This is a genomic window from Pseudarthrobacter sp. alpha12b (genome assembly GCF_054130495.1).
The window spans coordinates 1,826,131-1,842,214 of record NZ_CP196746.1 but is presented as its reverse complement, the minus strand read 5'-3'; the positions used below and the strand labels follow the sequence as shown (position 1 = coordinate 1,842,214).

Annotated in this window: 15 protein-coding genes; 12 read left to right on the top strand and 3 right to left on the bottom strand. The window is 68.7% G+C overall.

Going from position 1 to position 16,084, the window contains the following annotated elements:
• Positions 1-334 precede the first annotated feature (334 nt).
• The 6 genes from clpS (at position 335) to rdgB (ending at position 4,650) form a co-directional block, all read left to right on the top strand.
• A complete protein-coding gene (gene clpS / locus ACTAQI_RS08390; RefSeq protein WP_457950568.1) occupies positions 335-718 on the top strand; it encodes an ATP-dependent Clp protease adapter ClpS in 384 nt (127 codons plus the stop codon).
• Positions 711-1,277 (top strand): DUF2017 domain-containing protein, encoded by a 567-nt coding sequence (locus ACTAQI_RS08385; protein WP_457950567.1) that lies wholly within the window; start codon positions 711-713, stop codon positions 1,275-1,277. Before clpS ends, ACTAQI_RS08385 begins: the two co-directional genes overlap by 8 nt.
• A 123-nt stretch (positions 1,278-1,400) precedes the next feature.
• Positions 1,401-2,414, top strand: a complete 1,014-nt coding sequence (gene murI, locus ACTAQI_RS08380) for a glutamate racemase (protein WP_457951019.1) — start codon at positions 1,401-1,403, stop codon at positions 2,412-2,414.
• The gene (locus ACTAQI_RS08375; protein WP_457950566.1) at positions 2,411-3,208 is read left to right on the top strand and encodes an MBL fold metallo-hydrolase; all 798 of its coding nucleotides are present in this window, start codon (positions 2,411-2,413) and stop codon (positions 3,206-3,208) included. Before murI ends, ACTAQI_RS08375 begins: the two co-directional genes overlap by 4 nt.
• 39 nt (positions 3,209-3,247) lie before the next feature.
• Positions 3,248-4,006: a ribonuclease PH gene (gene rph / locus ACTAQI_RS08370; protein WP_457950565.1), complete on the top strand. Its 759-nt coding sequence runs from the start codon at positions 3,248-3,250 to the stop codon at positions 4,004-4,006.
• Positions 4,003-4,650 (top strand): RdgB/HAM1 family non-canonical purine NTP pyrophosphatase, encoded by a 648-nt coding sequence (gene rdgB / locus ACTAQI_RS08365; protein ID WP_457950564.1) that lies wholly within the window; start codon positions 4,003-4,005, stop codon positions 4,648-4,650. Before rph ends, rdgB begins: the two co-directional genes overlap by 4 nt.
• Positions 4,651-4,725: 75 nt before the next feature.
• Here the strand turns inward: rdgB and ACTAQI_RS08360 are convergent, their stop codons facing one another.
• Positions 4,726-5,520 carry a DedA family protein gene (locus ACTAQI_RS08360; protein ID WP_457951018.1) on the bottom strand — a complete coding sequence of 265 codons (795 nt, stop codon included), beginning with the start codon at positions 5,518-5,520 and terminating at the stop codon, positions 4,726-4,728.
• Between the two features lie 83 nt (positions 5,521-5,603).
• Between ACTAQI_RS08360 and ACTAQI_RS08355 the strand changes: the two genes are divergently transcribed.
• Both ACTAQI_RS08355 and ACTAQI_RS08350 read left to right on the top strand, forming a co-directional pair.
• The gene (locus ACTAQI_RS08355; protein ID WP_457950563.1) at positions 5,604-6,668 is read left to right on the top strand and encodes an exonuclease domain-containing protein; all 1,065 of its coding nucleotides are present in this window, start codon (positions 5,604-5,606) and stop codon (positions 6,666-6,668) included.
• Positions 6,669-6,748: 80 nt separating this feature from the next.
• Positions 6,749-7,228 (top strand): DUF4395 domain-containing protein, encoded by a 480-nt coding sequence (locus ACTAQI_RS08350; RefSeq protein ID WP_457950562.1) that lies wholly within the window; start codon positions 6,749-6,751, stop codon positions 7,226-7,228.
• On the opposite strand, the gene ACTAQI_RS08345 is transcribed toward ACTAQI_RS08350, so the two are convergent.
• On the bottom strand, positions 7,209-8,294 hold the full coding sequence (locus ACTAQI_RS08345) for an ADP-ribosylglycohydrolase family protein (RefSeq protein ID WP_457950561.1): 1,086 nt from the start codon (positions 8,292-8,294) through the stop codon (positions 7,209-7,211). The two genes, ACTAQI_RS08350 and ACTAQI_RS08345, sit on opposite strands and share 20 nt — an antisense overlap.
• 218 nt (positions 8,295-8,512) lie before the next feature.
• On the opposite strand from ACTAQI_RS08345, the gene ACTAQI_RS08340 reads away from it, so the two are divergent.
• The 4 genes from ACTAQI_RS08340 to ACTAQI_RS08325 all read left to right on the top strand — a co-directional run bounded on the left by ACTAQI_RS08340 (position 8,513) and on the right by ACTAQI_RS08325 (position 15,179).
• Complete coding sequence (locus ACTAQI_RS08340) at positions 8,513-9,436, top strand: MIP/aquaporin family protein (protein WP_457950560.1); 924 nt, start codon at positions 8,513-8,515, stop codon at positions 9,434-9,436.
• A 57-nt stretch (positions 9,437-9,493) separates the two neighbouring features.
• The gene (locus ACTAQI_RS08335; protein WP_457950559.1) at positions 9,494-10,672 is read left to right on the top strand and encodes an exonuclease SbcCD subunit D; all 1,179 of its coding nucleotides are present in this window, start codon (positions 9,494-9,496) and stop codon (positions 10,670-10,672) included.
• The gene (locus tag ACTAQI_RS08330) at positions 10,669-13,755 is read left to right on the top strand and encodes an AAA family ATPase (RefSeq protein WP_457950558.1); all 3,087 of its coding nucleotides are present in this window, start codon (positions 10,669-10,671) and stop codon (positions 13,753-13,755) included. Before ACTAQI_RS08335 ends, ACTAQI_RS08330 begins: the two co-directional genes overlap by 4 nt.
• A gap of 83 nt (positions 13,756-13,838) precedes the next feature.
• The gene (locus ACTAQI_RS08325; RefSeq protein WP_457950557.1) at positions 13,839-15,179 is read left to right on the top strand and encodes an MFS transporter; all 1,341 of its coding nucleotides are present in this window, start codon (positions 13,839-13,841) and stop codon (positions 15,177-15,179) included.
• A 40-nt stretch (positions 15,180-15,219) separates the two neighbouring features.
• On the opposite strand, the gene ACTAQI_RS08320 is transcribed toward ACTAQI_RS08325, so the two are convergent.
• Positions 15,220-15,954: an IclR family transcriptional regulator gene (locus ACTAQI_RS08320; RefSeq protein ID WP_457950556.1), complete on the bottom strand. Its 735-nt coding sequence runs from the start codon at positions 15,952-15,954 to the stop codon at positions 15,220-15,222.
• Positions 15,955-16,084: the final 130 nt, after the last annotated feature.

The following is a 16,084-nucleotide window of genomic DNA, read 5'->3' as shown; positions in this document are numbered from 1 at the left end:
CTCGCCGGCGTGGGCCCACCCACCGGCTCCCGCGTCTCGCTTCGCTTCGCCGCGGGGCCCTCGCCGGCGTGGGCCCACCCACCGGCTCCCGCGTCTCGCTTCGCTTCGCCGCGGGGCCCTCGCCGGCGTGGGCCCACCCACCGGCTCCCACGTCTCGCTTCGCTTCGCCGCGGGGCCCTCGCCGGCGTGGGCCCACCCACCGGCTCCCACGTCTCGCTTCGCTTCGCCGCGGGGCCCTCGCCGGCGTGGGCCCACCCACCGGCTCCCACGTCTCGCTTCGCTTCGCCGCGGGGCCCTCGCCGGCGTGGGCCCCTGCTCCCCATAGAATGGGCAGATGACCATAAGCGTTGCGCCCGGCCCTGATACACAGGAGGGCATCCGGACCGGCACAGCAGAGTCCACAGACTCCCTGACCGCGCCGGACATCCCCTGGAACCTGGTGATCTGGAACGATCCCGTCAATCTGATGAGCTACGTCAGCTATGTCTTCCAGAGCTACTTTGGCTACTCGGAAAGCAAGGCCAACAAGCTCATGATGGAAGTCCACAAAAAGGGCCGCTCCATCGTTGCCCACGGCAGCAAGGAACAGGTGGAGCGTCACGCCGTGGCCATGCACGGTTTTGGGCTCTGGGCCACGGTGGAAAAGGCCAGCGGCGGCCCCGGCGGGAATTCAGGCAAGTCCGGCGGTCCGGGCCAGGGTAAGGGGAAACGTGGCTAAGGCATTCAAATACGGGCTCAAGGGCATTACCGGTTTCCTGGAGCCGGCCGAACGGGACCTGCTCCGCAGCCTGATCGACGACGTCATATCCATGCTCCAGCCCGAGGACCGCACCGGGCAGGACCCGCTGGCCGCACTGATCGGCCTGGACATGGACGTGGCCGAACCCACGGACCGTGCAGTCAGGCGGCTGCTGCCCAACGTGGTGAAAGACGACGGCGCCGCATCCCTTGAGTTCCGCCAGCTCACCGAGCGTTCGCTGCGGGAAACCAAGATCGGCGCCCTGCGCGCGGCTGCCCTGGACCTGGACAAGGACGAGATCGTCCTCACCCCCGAAGGGGCCCGGCATTGGTCCATGGCGTTGAACGACGTGCGGCTGGTCCTGGCCGAGCGGCTGGACATCCGGGACGAGGCCGACGCCGAGCACGTCCACCGCATGCAGGACTGGTCCCAGGCCGAGGACGTGGAGAGCTACCTGGCGCTGGTGTACAACTTCACCACCTGGCTTCAGGAGTCCCTGGTCCAGGCCATGCTGCAGTCAATGGAATCCCGGCGGTGAGCCACGGCGGCCCGGGGGAGGCCGTCCGCTGTGACACAGTAGACACGAGTTACCGGACACAAGATGATGGCTGACGCTTCCGCGAGCACCTATCCTCGAATAATCATGACAACAGCCCCGAGCATGGAACCACCAGCGGAAACAAAGCCCGCGGCCGCGGACAGCGAGCTTCCGGACGCTGCCCCGGAGACCCGTCCCATTGGCGTCTTCGATTCCGGTGTCGGCGGACTCACCGTGGCCCGCTCCATCATCGACCAGCTTCCCAACGAGTCGATCCTCTATGTGGGGGACACCGCCCACGGACCGTACGGCCCGCTCCCCATCGCGGAGGTGCGGGCCAACGCGCTGGGCGTGATGGACGAACTCGTGGACTCCGGCGTCAAGCTGCTCACCATCGCCTGCAACTCGGCGTCGGCCGCTGTCCTGCGGGACGCCCGTGAGCGGTACACGGCCAAGTACGGCATCCCGGTCATCGAGGTCATCCAGCCCGCGGTCCGGCGCGCCGTTGCGGCCACCCGCAGCGGAAAGGTGGGCGTGATCGGCACCTCCGCAACGGTGGGGTCCCGCGCCTACGAAGACACCTTCGCCGCGGCGCCGGACCTGGACATCACCTCCGTGGCCTGCCCGGAGTTCGTCAGCTACGTGGAAGCCGGAATCACCACAGGCCCGGCCCTGCTCGCCGTCGCAGAGGAATACCTGGCGCCGCTGAAGGCAGCCGGGGTGGACACCGTCGTCCTGGGCTGCACGCACTACCCGCTGCTGACGGGCGTCATCTCCTACGTCATGGGCGCGGATGTCACTCTGGTCTCGAGCGCGGAGGAGACCGCCAAGGACGTCTACCGTGCCCTGGCCACCCACAACCTGCAGCGCACTTCCGAGGCCCCGCCCGAGCACCACTTCGTGGCCACCGGCGATGCCGGGCAGTTCGAGGCGCTCGCCCGGCGCTTCCTTGGCCCGGAAGTCCTGTCAGTCCGGCACGTGGACCATGTGGCCGCACAGTACCCAACCGGCAGCCTGGCCCGGATCACCCCCGAGATGATCGCTGCCGCGCAAAGTGCGCGCAACCGCCCCAGGATCTCCAACTTCGTAGGCGGCGGGTTCGCCGGGGCGCGCCGCGGCGGAGGGCCCGCCCAGTGAAGCTGACCATCGTGGGATGCACGGGATCGTTCCCCGGTCCCGGCTCCCCGGCGTCGTGCTACCTCCTGACCGCCACCGACGGGGAACGGACGTGGAAGGTGGTGATGGACCTCGGCAGCGGAGCGCTGGGGGCCATCCAGCGCTACACGGACCTGGAGGACATCGACGCGATCTTCCTCACCCATTTGCACCCTGACCACTGCATGGACCTGTGCGGCCTGCACGTGGCCATCCGCTGGAAGCCCGGAGGATGGGGCCGCGGCCGCATCCCCGTGTGGGGCCCGGCCGCCACGGCAGACCGGATGGCCACCGCCTACGGACTGCCCCTGGATCCGGGGATGCACGAAGAGTTCGACTTCACCAACTGGACCGAACGCGAACCAGTGACCGTGGGGCCGTTCACCGTCACCCCGTTCGCCGTGAACCATCCCATCGAGGAGGCCTACGCCCTCCGGGTGGAAGTGGCGGAGCCAGGCAAGGACGGCACTCCGGTGTCCCGGGTCCTGACCTATTCCGGGGATACCGATTCCTGCGCCGGACTTGAGGAAGCAGCCAAGGACGCGGACCTGTTCCTGTGCGAGGCAGCCTTCGAAGAGGGCCGTGACGACGGCATCAATGATGTGCACCTGACGGGCAAGCGGGCGGGAGAGGCTGCGGCGGCAGCCGGCGCGCGGCGGCTCCTGCTGACCCACATTCCGGTATGGACGTCCCAGACCACCGTCATGGCCGAAGCCCGCCCCGTGTTCCCTGGCGACGTGGCGGTTGCGGTGGCGGGCGTGCACTACACGATTTAGCGGCGCGGGTGCCACGCCGGTACTCGATAAGCTAAAGGCATGACATCTGAAGCAACTGCAGTGCCTATTGTGCGCGCCGACGGCCGTGCCCCCGACCAGCTCCGGCCCATCAGCATCACCCGCGGATGGTCCAACCAGGCCGAGGGATCGGCGCTGATCGAGTTCGGCAACACCAGGGTCCTGTGCACGGCATCGCTGACCGCCGGTGTCCCGCGCTGGCTCAAGGGCGAGGGCCGCGGCTGGGTCACGGCCGAGTACGCAATGCTGCCGCGCGCCACCAACACGCGTTCGGACCGCGAATCCGTCAAGGGAAAGATCGGCGGCCGCACGCACGAGATTTCGCGCCTGATCGGGCGTTCGCTGCGCTCCATCATCGACACCAAGGCCTTGGGCGAGAACACCATCGTGCTGGACTGCGACGTCCTGCAGGCGGACGGCGGCACCCGAACCGCAGCCATCACCGGCGCCTACGTTGCCCTGGCCGACGCCATCCGGTTCGCCCGCGACACCAAGCTCATCGCCAGGAACGCCCAGCCGCTCATCGACACCATCGCGGCAGTGTCCGTGGGAATCATCGACGGCGTCCCCATGCTGGACCTGCCCTACGTGGAGGATGTCCGGGCGGAGACCGACATGAACGTGGTGGTCACCGGCTCCGGCAAGTTCGTGGAGGTGCAGGGAACCGCTGAGGGTGCCCCGTTCGACCGGGACGAGCTGAACCAGCTCCTGGACCTGGCGCTGCTGGGCACCGCGCAGCTGGCAGCCATCCAGCGTGAGACTCTGGCGGACATCCTGTGAGCGGTGCGGCGCCCCGGCTGGTGCTCGCCACGCACAACAAAGGCAAACTCCGTGAACTGCGCGAACTGCTGCGCGGACAGGTGCCAGGGCTCGACGTCGACACCCAGGTGGTGGACGCGGCGGCGGCGGGTGCGCCGGACGTCGCCGAGACCGGCGTGACGTTCGCCGAGAACTCCCTGCTGAAGGCGCGGGCGGTGGCGGGTGCCACCGGCCTGGTGGCCATCGCCGACGACTCCGGGCTCGCCGTGGACGTCATGGGCGGGGCGCCCGGCATCTTCTCCGCCCGCTGGGCGGGACGGCACGGCGACGACGCCGCCAACCTGGAACTCCTGCTGAACCAGCTGTCCGACGTTCCTGACGAACACCGCGGTGCCGCTTTTGTGTGCGCTGCCGCCCTGGCCATGCCCACGGACGGGGAGGGGCCCCGGCGCGAGGTGGTGGAGTACGGGCAGCTGGAGGGGATCCTCCTCCGTGAACCGCGGGGTGCCGGGGGTTTTGGCTACGATCCCGTGCTTCAGCCGGCGGGCGAGGACCGCAGTTGTGCCGAACTGTCCGCCGAGGAGAAGAACGCCATCAGCCACCGCGGCAAGGCCTTCCGGGCGCTGCTGCCGTCCATCGTGGCGGCGCTGGAAGCGGCCGGCTAGGAAAACACGCAAAAAAGGTGCGCACCCCGGGCGGGGTGCGCACCTTTTTGGCAATCAGGAGTGGTTGACGGGCTGCTACTCCGGCCGCCCGCGATGGATGTTCCGGGGAGTCTTCTGCTCCTCTTCCGGTTCGTGTTCCTCGATGAACTCATCAACGGCGTCGGTGCCGTAGGCCGTCGCCTGGCGCCTGGCGGACAGCCCGCGCAGGAGTTCGATGCCGATGGGAATCACCGAGACCAGCACGATGGCGATGAAGATGATGTCCAGGTTGTCGCGGACCCAGGGAACCTTGTCGCCCAGCAGGTAGCCGAGCAGGGTCACGCCGCCGCCCCACAGCGCCGCGCCGATGACGTTGTAGATGAAGAACTTCTTGCGGCTCATTTGCGCCACGCCCACGATCACCGGAACAAAGGTCCGGATGATCGGCACGAAACGGGCCAGGATCAGTGCCTTGCCGCCGTGCTTTTCAAAGAAGGCGTGGGCATTTTCAACGTTTTCGCGCTTGAAGAGCCGTGAGTTGGGTTTGTTGAAGATGGCGGGGCCGGCTTTGGATCCGATGAGGTAGCCGGTCTGGTTGCCGATGATGGCCGAGACCACGATCAGCAGGGCCAGGAGCCAGATGTTGAACTTGATGGTGTCCGTGGCAACCAGCAGGCCCGCGGTGAACAGCATGGAATCGCCAGGCAGGAAGAATCCCACCAGGAGGCCGGTTTCGGCGAAGACGATCCCGCACACCAGCAGGACCACCCAGGGGGCCAGCGCGGGATCGGCCAGGAAGACCTGGGGGTTCAGCCAATCGGGCAGGAAGGAAGCCATTTTCGGCTGGACCGGTCCCGCACCGCCCAGCATGGACACAGCGAGGTCATTCATCACAGGAAAGTTCACCCCTCAAGGGTACTTGACGGGGCTGTGCCTCCCGGGTTTGGGAGGCCCGCGCCGGTAAGGTAGGGGCCGTGGGTTTGGACTTTACGGCGATCGACTTCGAAACGGCAAACGGCTTCCGGGGCTCCCCGTGCTCGGTAGGGCTGACGAAGGTGAGGGGCGGAAAGATCGTTGCGGAGGCCTCGTGGCTGATGCGTCCGCCGCCGGGATACGACTTCTTTGACCACCACAACGTCCGGATCCACGGCATCACTGCTGCGGATGTTGCGGCCACGCCCCGCTTTGGCGAGCTGTTCCCTGAAATCGGCGCGTTTATCGGCGACGACGTGCTGGCAGCGCACAATGCCGCCTTCGACCTGGGCGTGATCCGTTCGGCGCTGGAAGTGTCCGGCCTGCCCGGCCCCGCCTACGACTACGTCTGCACCGTCATGCTGTCGCGGCGCTGCTATTCGCTCGTGTCCAACTCCCTTCCGTTTGCCGCAGAGGAAGCGGGCGTGCCGCTGGTCAACCACCACGACGCCGCAGAAGATGCCCGTGCCTGCGCCGGCATCCTCATCGATATCGCCGCGCGGAACGGTGCAAACAGCATCGCCGAACTCTACCTGTCCCTGGGACTGGCCATGCCGCGCCAGCAGGCCTTCGATCCAGCCACCGGGGACCTGTCAAAGCCCAGTCTCGCGGCCATGGCGGGCGCTTCCGGCAACGGGGCCGCCCTGGTCCGCCGGTTCCAGTCCGGCTGGCCCGAGGAAGGGGCGAACCCGGAACCCAACCTTGACGCCGAGCCCGGGCACCCGTTGTACGCGCAGACGGTGGTGTTCACCGGCCAGCTCTCCATCAACCGACCGGAGGCCAAGCTGCGCTCTGCCCGGTGCGGTGCGCGGACCGAAAGCCGCGTGACCGGACGGACCACGGTCCTGGTGGTGGGGGACGGGTTCGTTGCCTCCGATCTTCGCTCGGGCAGGCTCACCGGCAAAGCCCGCCGTGTCCTGGAGCTCCACGAGCGGGGGCAGGCCATTGAAGTGCTGTCCGAAGGTGAATTCCTGCAGATGGTGGGCGGTGGGGACGTCCCCGAAGGCCCGCTCGACAGTGCCGGGGAAGCCTGGACCGGCGCCCGCGCACCTGCCATCAGCGGCTGACCCGCCCGGCGGGAGGGGCGGGAAGTCATCCGGCGCAACAAACCTTGGCCGCTCCGGAGGCCGCCTCCTACCCTTGCGTCATGGCCTCCCTGTTCGCTTTCCCCAACCCCGTCAACGAATACGCCGCCCGTGTCACGGCAGCGCTCGTGGTGCTGCTCGCCGTCGTCACCGCCGTGGCAAATTCCGGGTGGGGGCTGGCGGCCATCGCCGTCGGCTTCTGGCTGCGGCTGCTCTTTGGCCCCCGGATTTCACCCTTGGCGCTGCTTTCCGTCAGGGTGATCACCCCGCGGCTGGGGAAGGCGAAGCTGGTTCCCGGCCCGCCCAAGCGCTTTGCGCAGGGCATCGGCGCGGCAGTATCCACCGCCGCCCTGCTTCTGTTCGCCGCCGGCGCGGTACCGGCGGCCTGGACGCTCCTGGGCGTCCTGGTGATTGCCGCATCGCTGGAGGCTTTTGCCGGGTTCTGCCTGGGATGCACGATCTTCGGATTCCTGCAGCGCCGCGGAGTAATTCCCGAGGACGTCTGCGAGGCCTGCAACAACATCAGCCTTCGCCGGTCGTAACCTTTACCAGCTGGTCGGCCATGCCGCGGATGACCTCCGGCGCTTCCAGGGCCCCGAGCCACTTGGCCGGGAGGCAGTCCTCCCCGTACAGGGCGCCGAGGATGTTTCCCGCCAGCGAACCTGCGGTATCGCTGGCGCCGCTGTGGTTCACGGCCACCGCCAGGGCATTGCGGAAATGCACGGCGGGCTGCGCTTCCGCTCCGTCGGCCGGCAACGTGGCCACCACGGCATAAAGCGCGACGGCGAGTGCTTCCGCCGCTGACCACCCTCCGCCCAGCACCTGGAGCAGTTCCTCGGGACCAACGATTGCTTTCTCCGCAAGCTGGAGGGCGGCCTCAAGCCGTTCCGGCAACTCCGGGGCAACGCCAGCAAGGGTGGCCGCGTGCGCAGTGACCGCGGCTGCTGCGTCCCGCAGTCCCTCCCCGGACACCACCCGGTGGATCAGGAGGCTGAAGATGCCCGCACTCTGGCGGGCGGCAGGGTGTCCGTGCGTCAGTGCGGCGGCGTCGGCACTCAACTTATAGACGGCGTCGGGCGTGATGTGCGGCACCAGCCCAAACGGTGCCGAACGCATCACCGTGCCGGCACCGCTGGCCCCCGGGTTCACAGGGCGCATGGACGTACCCATCTCACCGGTGGCGAGCCCGCTAATGCAGTCCTCGTCGGGATGCCTGCGCTGCCGGAGCACCCCGTTGCCGTCAATCCAGCGCGGCTGGGGTGCCGGTGCGGAGTGCCCGGCATCCTCACCCTGCGTGGCCAGCCAGCGCAGGTAGGCCAGCCAAAGGCACGCGTTCACGTCCGCGCCCACACCGGAGTTGGCCCACTCCAGTGCCTCCACCAGCCCGTCCACCGTGTACAGGGTCAGTTGGGTGTCATCGGAAAAATGCCAGGGGCCGGGCAAGTCTTCGAACCCGGCCAGGCCCTGTGCTCCAAAGCGCTCCCTGATCCCGGCGATGGAATCGGAGTCCACGGCGTAGCCCAGGGCATCTCCCAGCGCGCCGCCCAGCAGGGAGCCGTGGATGCGGGACTTGAGGGTGGGCGCAGGAATACCGTGGTCAGAGCTCATGGAGTAAATTTACCGTTCGTGGCCAGTGCCTTGCGCTCCACGCCGGGCTCCAGCAACACCCCGGACAGCTGCTGCCCAGCAAACGCCCAGCCTGGGCTGGAATACTGCTCGGGTTGCCCGGCGGCATCACCGCTGGACGGCGCCCCCGCTGAAAGGTGCAGCGCCGTCACTACGAAGAGCAGCCGGAACACCAGACCCCCACAAGCAAAGGTCCCATCATGAGCACCCCTGTCCCCGCCCGCGACGCACTGCAGCCCGGCGGCACGGCTCCCGCGCGCACCGGCCTGTTGCCCCGCCTGGCGGCCGAGGCCTTTGGCAGCCTCTTCCTGGCGGTGGCCGGCCTGGGCGTGCCGCTGTTCAGCATCCCGCAGTCCAGCCCGGTCCCCTCCGCCCTGGCGGCAGGCCTGGCCGTCACCGCGGCGATGCTGGCCTTCGGACATATCTCCGGCGGCCACTTCAACCCGGCCATCACCCTGGGGCACCTCCTGGCAGGACGGATCCGGGCCGGCGCGGCCGCCGCGTACGCTGCCGCCCAGATTGTCGGGGCCCTGGTAGGCGCCCTGGCCCTGTTCGGGATCCTGCGCACCCTGCCCAGCATCCCGGACAGCCGGACCGCCTTCGATACCGTGGCCGCGGGCTTCGGTGAACACTCCATCATCCAGGCTCCCCTCGCCGCCGTCGTCCTGCTGGAACTGCTGGGCGCCGCCATCATCGTTGCCGTCTTCCTTGGCGCCGCGGGCCGTGAGGGGGGCAGCCGCACGGTGGCGCCCGTCGCCGTCGGCCTGTCCTTCGCCGCCCTGCTGCAGGTAGGCCAGTCCGTGGGAAACCTGCCGTTCAACCCGGCCCGTGCCGTCGCATCCGCCGTTTTCAGCTCCGGCTGGGCCGTGGAGCAGCTCTGGGTCTTCCTGGTGGCGCCGCTGGCCGGCGCTGCCATCGCGGGGCTGGTCTTCCGGATTGCAGCGGTTGCTGAGGCCCCTGCACCCCTGGCGGGTGGTGAGACGGCCGGCGATGACGACGACGACGATGCTGCCGCTGCGGACGAGGTTGTCACCGCTCCGGCTGCCCGCCAGGAGAAGGCCGGCGCGGAGAGGGCCGGCGGCGTGAGCGAGGCGCAGGAGTTCTTTGACGGAAAGCGGTCCTGAGCGCTGTTTGCCGCGGCGTTTTTCTCGACTGTCAGTGGCTGCCGATAGCTTAGGAATATGCGGTTACTTCACACCTCGGACTGGCATCTGGGCCGTTCCTTCCACGGCGTCGGCATGCTGGACGCCCAGCGCGCTTTCGTTGACCAGCTGGTGGCGGCGGTTGAGCGGGACAGCGTGGACGTTGTCCTGATTGCCGGGGACGTCTATGACCGGGCGCTTCCAGGGGTGGACGTGGTCCACCTGCTGGACGATGCCCTGGTGCGGCTCACCGCCGCGGGTGCAAAGGTGGTCCTCACCAGCGGCAACCACGATTCCGCGATCCGCCTGGGGTTCGCATCCCGCCTGCTGGAACGCGGGGGAGTGCACCTGCGCACAAGGGTGGAGGACCTCGACCAGCCGCTTCTGCTGCCGCTGGGAGCGGATGCTGCCGGGAAGGAAGCCACCCTGGCGCTCTACGGCATCCCGTGGCTTGAGCCCAGAATGGTCGCTGACCAGCTGGGCGTGGAAACGGCAAGCCACTTCGAGGTTACCCGCGCGGCAACCAGCCTGGTCCGGGAGGACATCGCGCGGCGCGGCGCTTCCGGGACCGTCCACTCGGTGGTCCTGGCCCACACCTTTGCCAGCGGGGGCATCAGTTCGGACAGCGAGCGGGACCTCAGCATCGGCGGAGTGGGTGCTGTTCCCTTGGATCTGTTCGACAATTTCAGCTATACCGCGCTGGGCCACCTGCACGGGCGGCAGAAGCTGTCAGACTCCGTAAGGTATTCGGGCTCGCCCCTGGCCTATTCCTTCTCCGAGTCCACCCACCAGAAGGGTGCCTGGCTGGTGGACATCGGTCCGGAGGGCGTCACGTCCGTGGCGGAGGTCCTCTGGGAGGCCCCGCGGTCACTGGCGGTACTGCGCGGACCGCTGGAGGATCTCCTGGTGGACCCAAGTCATGCCTGGGCTGAAACCGCTTATTGCCAGATCACCCTGACGGATGCCCAGCGTCCCTCCCGCGCCATGGAACGGCTGCGCGCCCGGTTCCCGGACACCCTGGTCCTGGCGTTCGATCCGCAGGGTGCCGCTGCCGCCACGGAGGCCAGCTACAGCAGCAGGCTCGCAGGCGCCCCGGATGACCTTGCCGTATGCTGCGGCTTCCTGGAACACGTGCGGGGGAGGAGCTCCGACCCGGCAGAAAAGACTGCTCTCGCCGCCGCACTGGAAAACGTCAGGCTCCTGGAGGCGTCACGGTGAGGATCCACCATCTGCGGATCTCCGCGTTCGGACCCTTCGCGGGAACCGAACACATTGACTTTGACCGCCTCAGCGCCCACGGCCTGTTCCTGCTGAACGGGCCCACGGGTGCCGGCAAAACCAGCGTGCTGGATGCCATCTGCTTTGCCCTCTACGGCTCGGTTCCCGGCGCCCGGCAGGACGGCAAGCGGCTGCGCAGCGACCACGCGGAGCCCGGGCAGGAGCCCGCCGTCACGTGTGAGTTTTCCGCGCAGGGCCGGCGCTTCGAAGTGACCCGCTCGCCGGCATGGGAAAAGCCCAGCGCCCGTGGGAAAAACGGATTCACTGTCCAGCAGGCCAAAACGCTGCTCCGCGAGCGGGTGGGCGGAGCCTGGGTTGAGAAGTCCGCCCGCAACGATGAAGCAGGCGCTGAGATCATGGCCCTGCTGGGAATGGACCGGGAACAGTTCACCCGGGTGGTGATGCTGCCGCAGGGTGATTTCGCTGCCTTCCTCCGCTCCAAGGCTGCTGACCGCCTGGACCTGCTGCAGAAGCTCTTCGGCACCCAACGGTTTGAAGCCCTGGAACAGGAACTCTCGCGGCAGGCCGCCGCCGCCCGGGAGGACGTGGCGGTCCTGTCCGGGCAACTCGGACTCCTCGCCGCCCGCGCGGAAACCGAGGCCGCCCCGCTGCAGTTTCCGGACGCCGGTGCCCCGCCGGGAGACGACATCCCACGCCGCCTTGACTGGCTGCAGTCGTCTGCTGCCGTGCGGCTGGCGGAACTCACGGAACAGGCCACCGCCGCTGAGGCCTTCAACCAGGACCGCCGCGCCGAGGCTGAGCGGGAGGCGGCGAGCCATGACCGGCACCGGAAACTCGAAGCTGCCGCCGCACGGCAAAAGGCCGTCGACGACGGTGCCGCACAGCAGGAAGAGCGTTCCTCCCGGCTCGCCAGGCACCGCCAGGCCGAAGTGCTGCAAGGGCAGCTGCAGGCTGTGGATGCTGCGGCCACCAAGGTCCGCAGCGCCGCCGCGGCTGCCGAATCCGCCATGACGTTGCTCCGCATGGCCGCCGGGGATGGCGGTGAACTGGCCCAGCTCGGCTTTGGAGCAGCAGAGGGTACGGCTGCCACGCCCGGGGCCAATGGCGATGCCCGGGGGAACGTACCCGAGGCTCCTGAGGAACTGGGCAGGTTGCGTTCGCTGCTGGCCGTGGTCGAGGCCCGGCTGCCGGATGAGGACAGGCTCCAGGGCCTGCGGAAGCGGCACCACGGCCTGGCCGCAACGCAGGGTGAGCTGGAGCTCGCCGTGGAGACGCTGGGCCAGCGCACCGTGCAGTTGACGGCCGAACGTGAACAGCTGGCCCACGGCATGGAGGAGCTGGCGACCCGCTCGGTGGAAGCTGCACTGCGGCGCAAGGAAGCTGCCGCTGCGGCGGAGCTGCTGGACGTGGTCCGGCGGTACGGGACCGCCGTCTCGCGCAGGGACCGGGTCAAGAGCCGCCACGAAGACTCGCGGGAGAACCTGCTGGAGGCAAAGCGCCGCTGGCTGGACCTGCGGGAGGAACGGCTCGCTAACGCTGCGTCCGAACTGGCTGCCGGATTGGTTGCCGGAGAGCCCTGCCCCGTCTGCGGAAGCGGGCAGCATCCCGGCCCGGCAGATGCGGGCACAGGAGGCCCGGCCCTGGCCCGGGATGAGGAACGGGCCCACGGCTCCTACGAGGCTGCCGAGGCCGCCCACGCCCTGGTTGCCGCTGATTTTGCCGAGGCGGAGCAGGCGGTGGCCGTCCTCGCCGGTCAGGGCGGAACCACGCCGGTGGAGGATGCGCGCTCGGGCGCAGAAGATGCGCTGGCCGCGGCAGCGGATGCCGAGCAGGCGGCGGAGGAGCTGCAGGACAGGCGGCGGCGGCTCGAGGCCCTGGATGCCAGCCTCGCCCAGGCCAGGACCACGCTGGCCGAAACGGAGGCGGAGCTGTCCCAAACCGCGGTCTCGCTCGCCGACCTGGCCGAACAGATTGCAGCACTGGACACGGCGCTTGCCGGCTTGCGGGGCGGCCACCGCAGCCTGGACCGCCGGCTGAGGGCACTGGAAGAGGCCGTAGCCGTCCTGAATAAGGCCGTCGAAGCGCAGGCACGCCTGGATGCCGCGCGGCTGCAGGCCATGGAAGCCCAGGAGCACCTGGAACGGGCCCTGCCCGGTGCCGGCTTTTCCACCGCCGATGAAGTCCGCGGCCAGCTCCTCGGCGCCAGTGAACTGGCAGCCCTCGAGGCCGCCATCCGCGCCGCCCACGACGAAGCAGCCCGCGTGGCCGGCCTGTTCGAGTCAGAAGATATTGTGCTCGCACTGGACGAAGCCGCGGGCGCGTTCCAGGCGGACGAGGAACGGCTGGCAGCGCTGCGCCTCGCGGCGGCGGCAGCCCGGGACGAGGCGAGGGAAGCCGACCTGGCTGCAGGCCTGGCCGCCCGCTGCCTGGCATCGTTGAAGTCCATCGCCGCCGAATATGACGCGCTGGTCTGCTCCTCGCGCGGGCCGGCGGAGCGGGCGCAGATGCTGACCGGATTGGCTGACGCCGCCGCCGGCCGGGGCGAGAACACGTACCGGATGAGCCTGACCAGCTATGTCCTGGCCGCTCGGCTGGAACAGGTGGCCCTCGCTGCCTCTGAACGCCTGGTGGCCATGAGCGATGGCCGCTACCTGCTCCAGCACACCGACGCCAAAGCCGCCCGGGGTGCAAAGTCGGGGCTGGGCCTGGAAGTGGTGGACCAGTGGACGGGGTTCCGCCGGGATACTTCCACCCTCTCAGGGGGTGAGTCCTTCATGGCATCACTCTCCCTGGCCCTGGGGCTTGCGGACGTGGTCCAGCAGGAATCCGGAGGGGTGGAAATCGAAACCCTGTTCGTTGACGAGGGTTTCGGCAGCCTGGACGATCAATCCCTGGAGCAGGTCATGGATGCCCTCGAAGGACTCCGCGACGGCGGCAGGGTAGTAGGACTGGTCAGCCACGTAGCCGAGATGAAACAGCGGATCAGCACCCAGCTGCAGGTGGTGAAAAACCGGAACGGCTCCACGCTGCGGATCTCCGAAAGCCTGGACGCAGTCCTCTGACCGGGGCCGATATACTGGACCGCGTTACCGGGTTGCGCGCATCGGGAGGAGGGACGATGCGCACCTACTGAACGAGCCCCGAAGTGACACCACAAACCACCCCTCCAGCCACCGGCGCCACCCCTGCCCCGGCCGTTCCAGGCCGGGAAACCCCGCGCCCGGATTCCACGGAAACGGCAGTGACGGGACGCTTTTCGCGCCTTCCGCAATTGGCCGGCCCGGGCTTCATTCCCCTTGGCCTTTTTGCGCGGCTTCCCCTGGCCATGCTGGCCATGGGCACACTCACCCTTGTCACATCCGTCAGTGGCTCCTTTGCCGCCGGTGGCACAGCAGCAGGCGCCGTGGGCATCGGCTCCGCATTGGGGGCTCCAGTGCTGGGGTCCCTCGCGGACAGGAGGGGGCAGCGGCCGGTCCTGCTGCTGTCCGCGGTCCTCAATACAGTGGCCGTGCTGGCCCTGGTCCTCGTTGCGAACACCGCCGCAGTGTCGGGCGATTTCCTGCCCGCTGTCCTGGCAGCTGCCTTCGCGGCCGGCGCCACCTGCCCACAGGTGGGACCCCTGGCCCGGGTCAGGTGGATGTCGTTGACGGCCAATGCCGGCGGTCCAACGGCACCGCCCGGTGGTTCCGGCCGTGACCTGGACACGGCCCTGTCCTACGAGAGCACGGCCGACGAGGTGACCTTTGTCCTCGGACCGGCCCTGGTGGGAATCCTGGCCAGCCTCGTGGCGCCCTGGCTTCCACTGGTACTGGCCGCGGCCATGACCATCACGCTGGTGCCGGCCTTCGCCGTGCATCCCACCCACCAGGCCGTGCCGGCCAACCGGCGTCCGGCCGGCAGGAAGCGCAGTGGTGCTGCGAACGCCGCGAAGCTGCCGTGGGCCGTGGCCCTGCCCGTCCTTGCCATGGCCTGCATGGGCACGTTCTTTGGGTCCACCCAGGCTGCATTGAGCGCCTTCTCTGCCGGGCTCGCAGGTGCGGAAATCGCGGGGCTGCTGTATGCCGTGATGGGCCTCAGCTCCGCGGCCGCGGCACTCTCGGTTGCATACTGGCCGCGCCGCGCAGGCCTGGCGCTGCGCTGGGTGGTCTGCGCAGTCCTCATGGCGGGCCTGGCGGTCCTGCTCCTGGTGCCCTCGTCCCTGCCATGGATGGCGGCAGTCCTGTTGGTCCTTGGGCTCCCGGTGGGCCCCGTCATGGTCACCGTCTTCGCTGTCGGAGGCTCGGTGGCTCCAGCCGGCCGGCTTGGCACGGTCATGACCGCGCTGGCCAGCGGCATTGTCGCCGGAACGGCCATCGGCTCCTCGATTGGAGGACAGCTGGCCCAGCTCCACGGGCCTGCGGCCGCGTTCCTCGTCCCGGTCTGCGCTGCCGGCGCGCTGGCCCTGCTCGGCGCGGGAACCGCCGTCGTCCTCCGCCGTCGGGCCTGACGCCGCACCTTCCTGCAGGCGTCGCCGGCCGGTTGCGCTGTTATGCCAGCTGGCTCTCGATCCGGGCCGCACTTTCCGCGATGGCAGCGCCCATGGCATCCGGATCATGGGCCGAACGAATATAGACGACGGCGAGTGCGGCCGGACGCCCGCCAGGCACCCTAACGGGTGCTGCCAGCGAGGAGACTCCGGCGATCACCTCGTCATGGCTGGCCGAGTAGCCCTTCCTCCGTGCCTCCGCCGCCTCCGGGCGATAGGGAATGCCCGTGGCCAGCCGGTCCCACTCCTCCTCCGAGAGGGCGGACTGGATGGCAATTCCGGGCGCGCCGGCGTTGATGGGGTGGCGGGTGCCCGGGTGCTGGGCAACGGTTGCCCCCGAATGCCTGGGCTCGACCGTGACGAGAGTGATGCAGTCATGGTGGTCCCACACCGCCACGAACGCTGTCATGTCCAGTGAGTTTGCCAGCTGGGTGAGCTCCGGCAGTGCTGCGCTCTGCAGGTTGCGTGACACGCCGCGTGCCAGAACCGCCAGGCCGGGGCCCGGCTGGACCCGTCCGGCGTCGTCCCGCACCAGGAGCGAATGATCTTCCAGGGTGCGAAGGATCCGGTAGGCCACCGAACGGTGCACACCCATGGCATCGGCCAGTTCGGCGATGGTCAGTGGGCCAGGGGCAGCTGCAAGGATCTCAAGGGCGCGGATGCCACGCGAAAGGGTCTGGGAGGGCGAAGCCTGCGGTGCCGCTGCCGCCCGGGTTGCGGCTGCTGGAGGAGTCATGATGTCCATCCTAGGTTGCCTGGCCCGTGCTGCCGTGACTCTTGTCTCATCCCCGGGCAGGCTGTATCGTCCTATATACGAACTTGCAGTTCAAATATAGAACTTAACCGTTCATCGCAAATCCTCGCAA

What these genes read in the sequence shown, in the direction of transcription:
- clpS (WP_457950568.1), top strand. Translation starts at nt 335, where the DNA reads ATGACCATAAGCGTTGCGCCCGGCCCTGATACACAGGAGGGCATCCGG.
- murI (WP_457951019.1), top strand. Translation starts at nt 1,401, where the DNA reads ATGGAACCACCAGCGGAAACAAAGCCCGCGGCCGCGGACAGCGAGCTT.
- rph (WP_457950565.1), top strand. Translation starts at nt 3,248, where the DNA reads ATGACATCTGAAGCAACTGCAGTGCCTATTGTGCGCGCCGACGGCCGT.
- ACTAQI_RS08360 (WP_457951018.1), bottom strand. Translation starts at nt 5,520, where the DNA reads ATGAATGACCTCGCTGTGTCCATGCTGGGCGGTGCGGGACCGGTCCAG.
- ACTAQI_RS08350 (WP_457950562.1), top strand. Translation starts at nt 6,749, where the DNA reads ATGGCCTCCCTGTTCGCTTTCCCCAACCCCGTCAACGAATACGCCGCC.
- ACTAQI_RS08345 (WP_457950561.1), bottom strand. Translation starts at nt 8,294, where the DNA reads ATGAGCTCTGACCACGGTATTCCTGCGCCCACCCTCAAGTCCCGCATC.
- ACTAQI_RS08340 (WP_457950560.1), top strand. Translation starts at nt 8,513, where the DNA reads ATGAGCACCCCTGTCCCCGCCCGCGACGCACTGCAGCCCGGCGGCACG.
- ACTAQI_RS08335 (WP_457950559.1), top strand. Translation starts at nt 9,494, where the DNA reads ATGCGGTTACTTCACACCTCGGACTGGCATCTGGGCCGTTCCTTCCAC.
- ACTAQI_RS08320 (WP_457950556.1), bottom strand. Translation starts at nt 15,954, where the DNA reads ATGACTCCTCCAGCAGCCGCAACCCGGGCGGCAGCGGCACCGCAGGCT.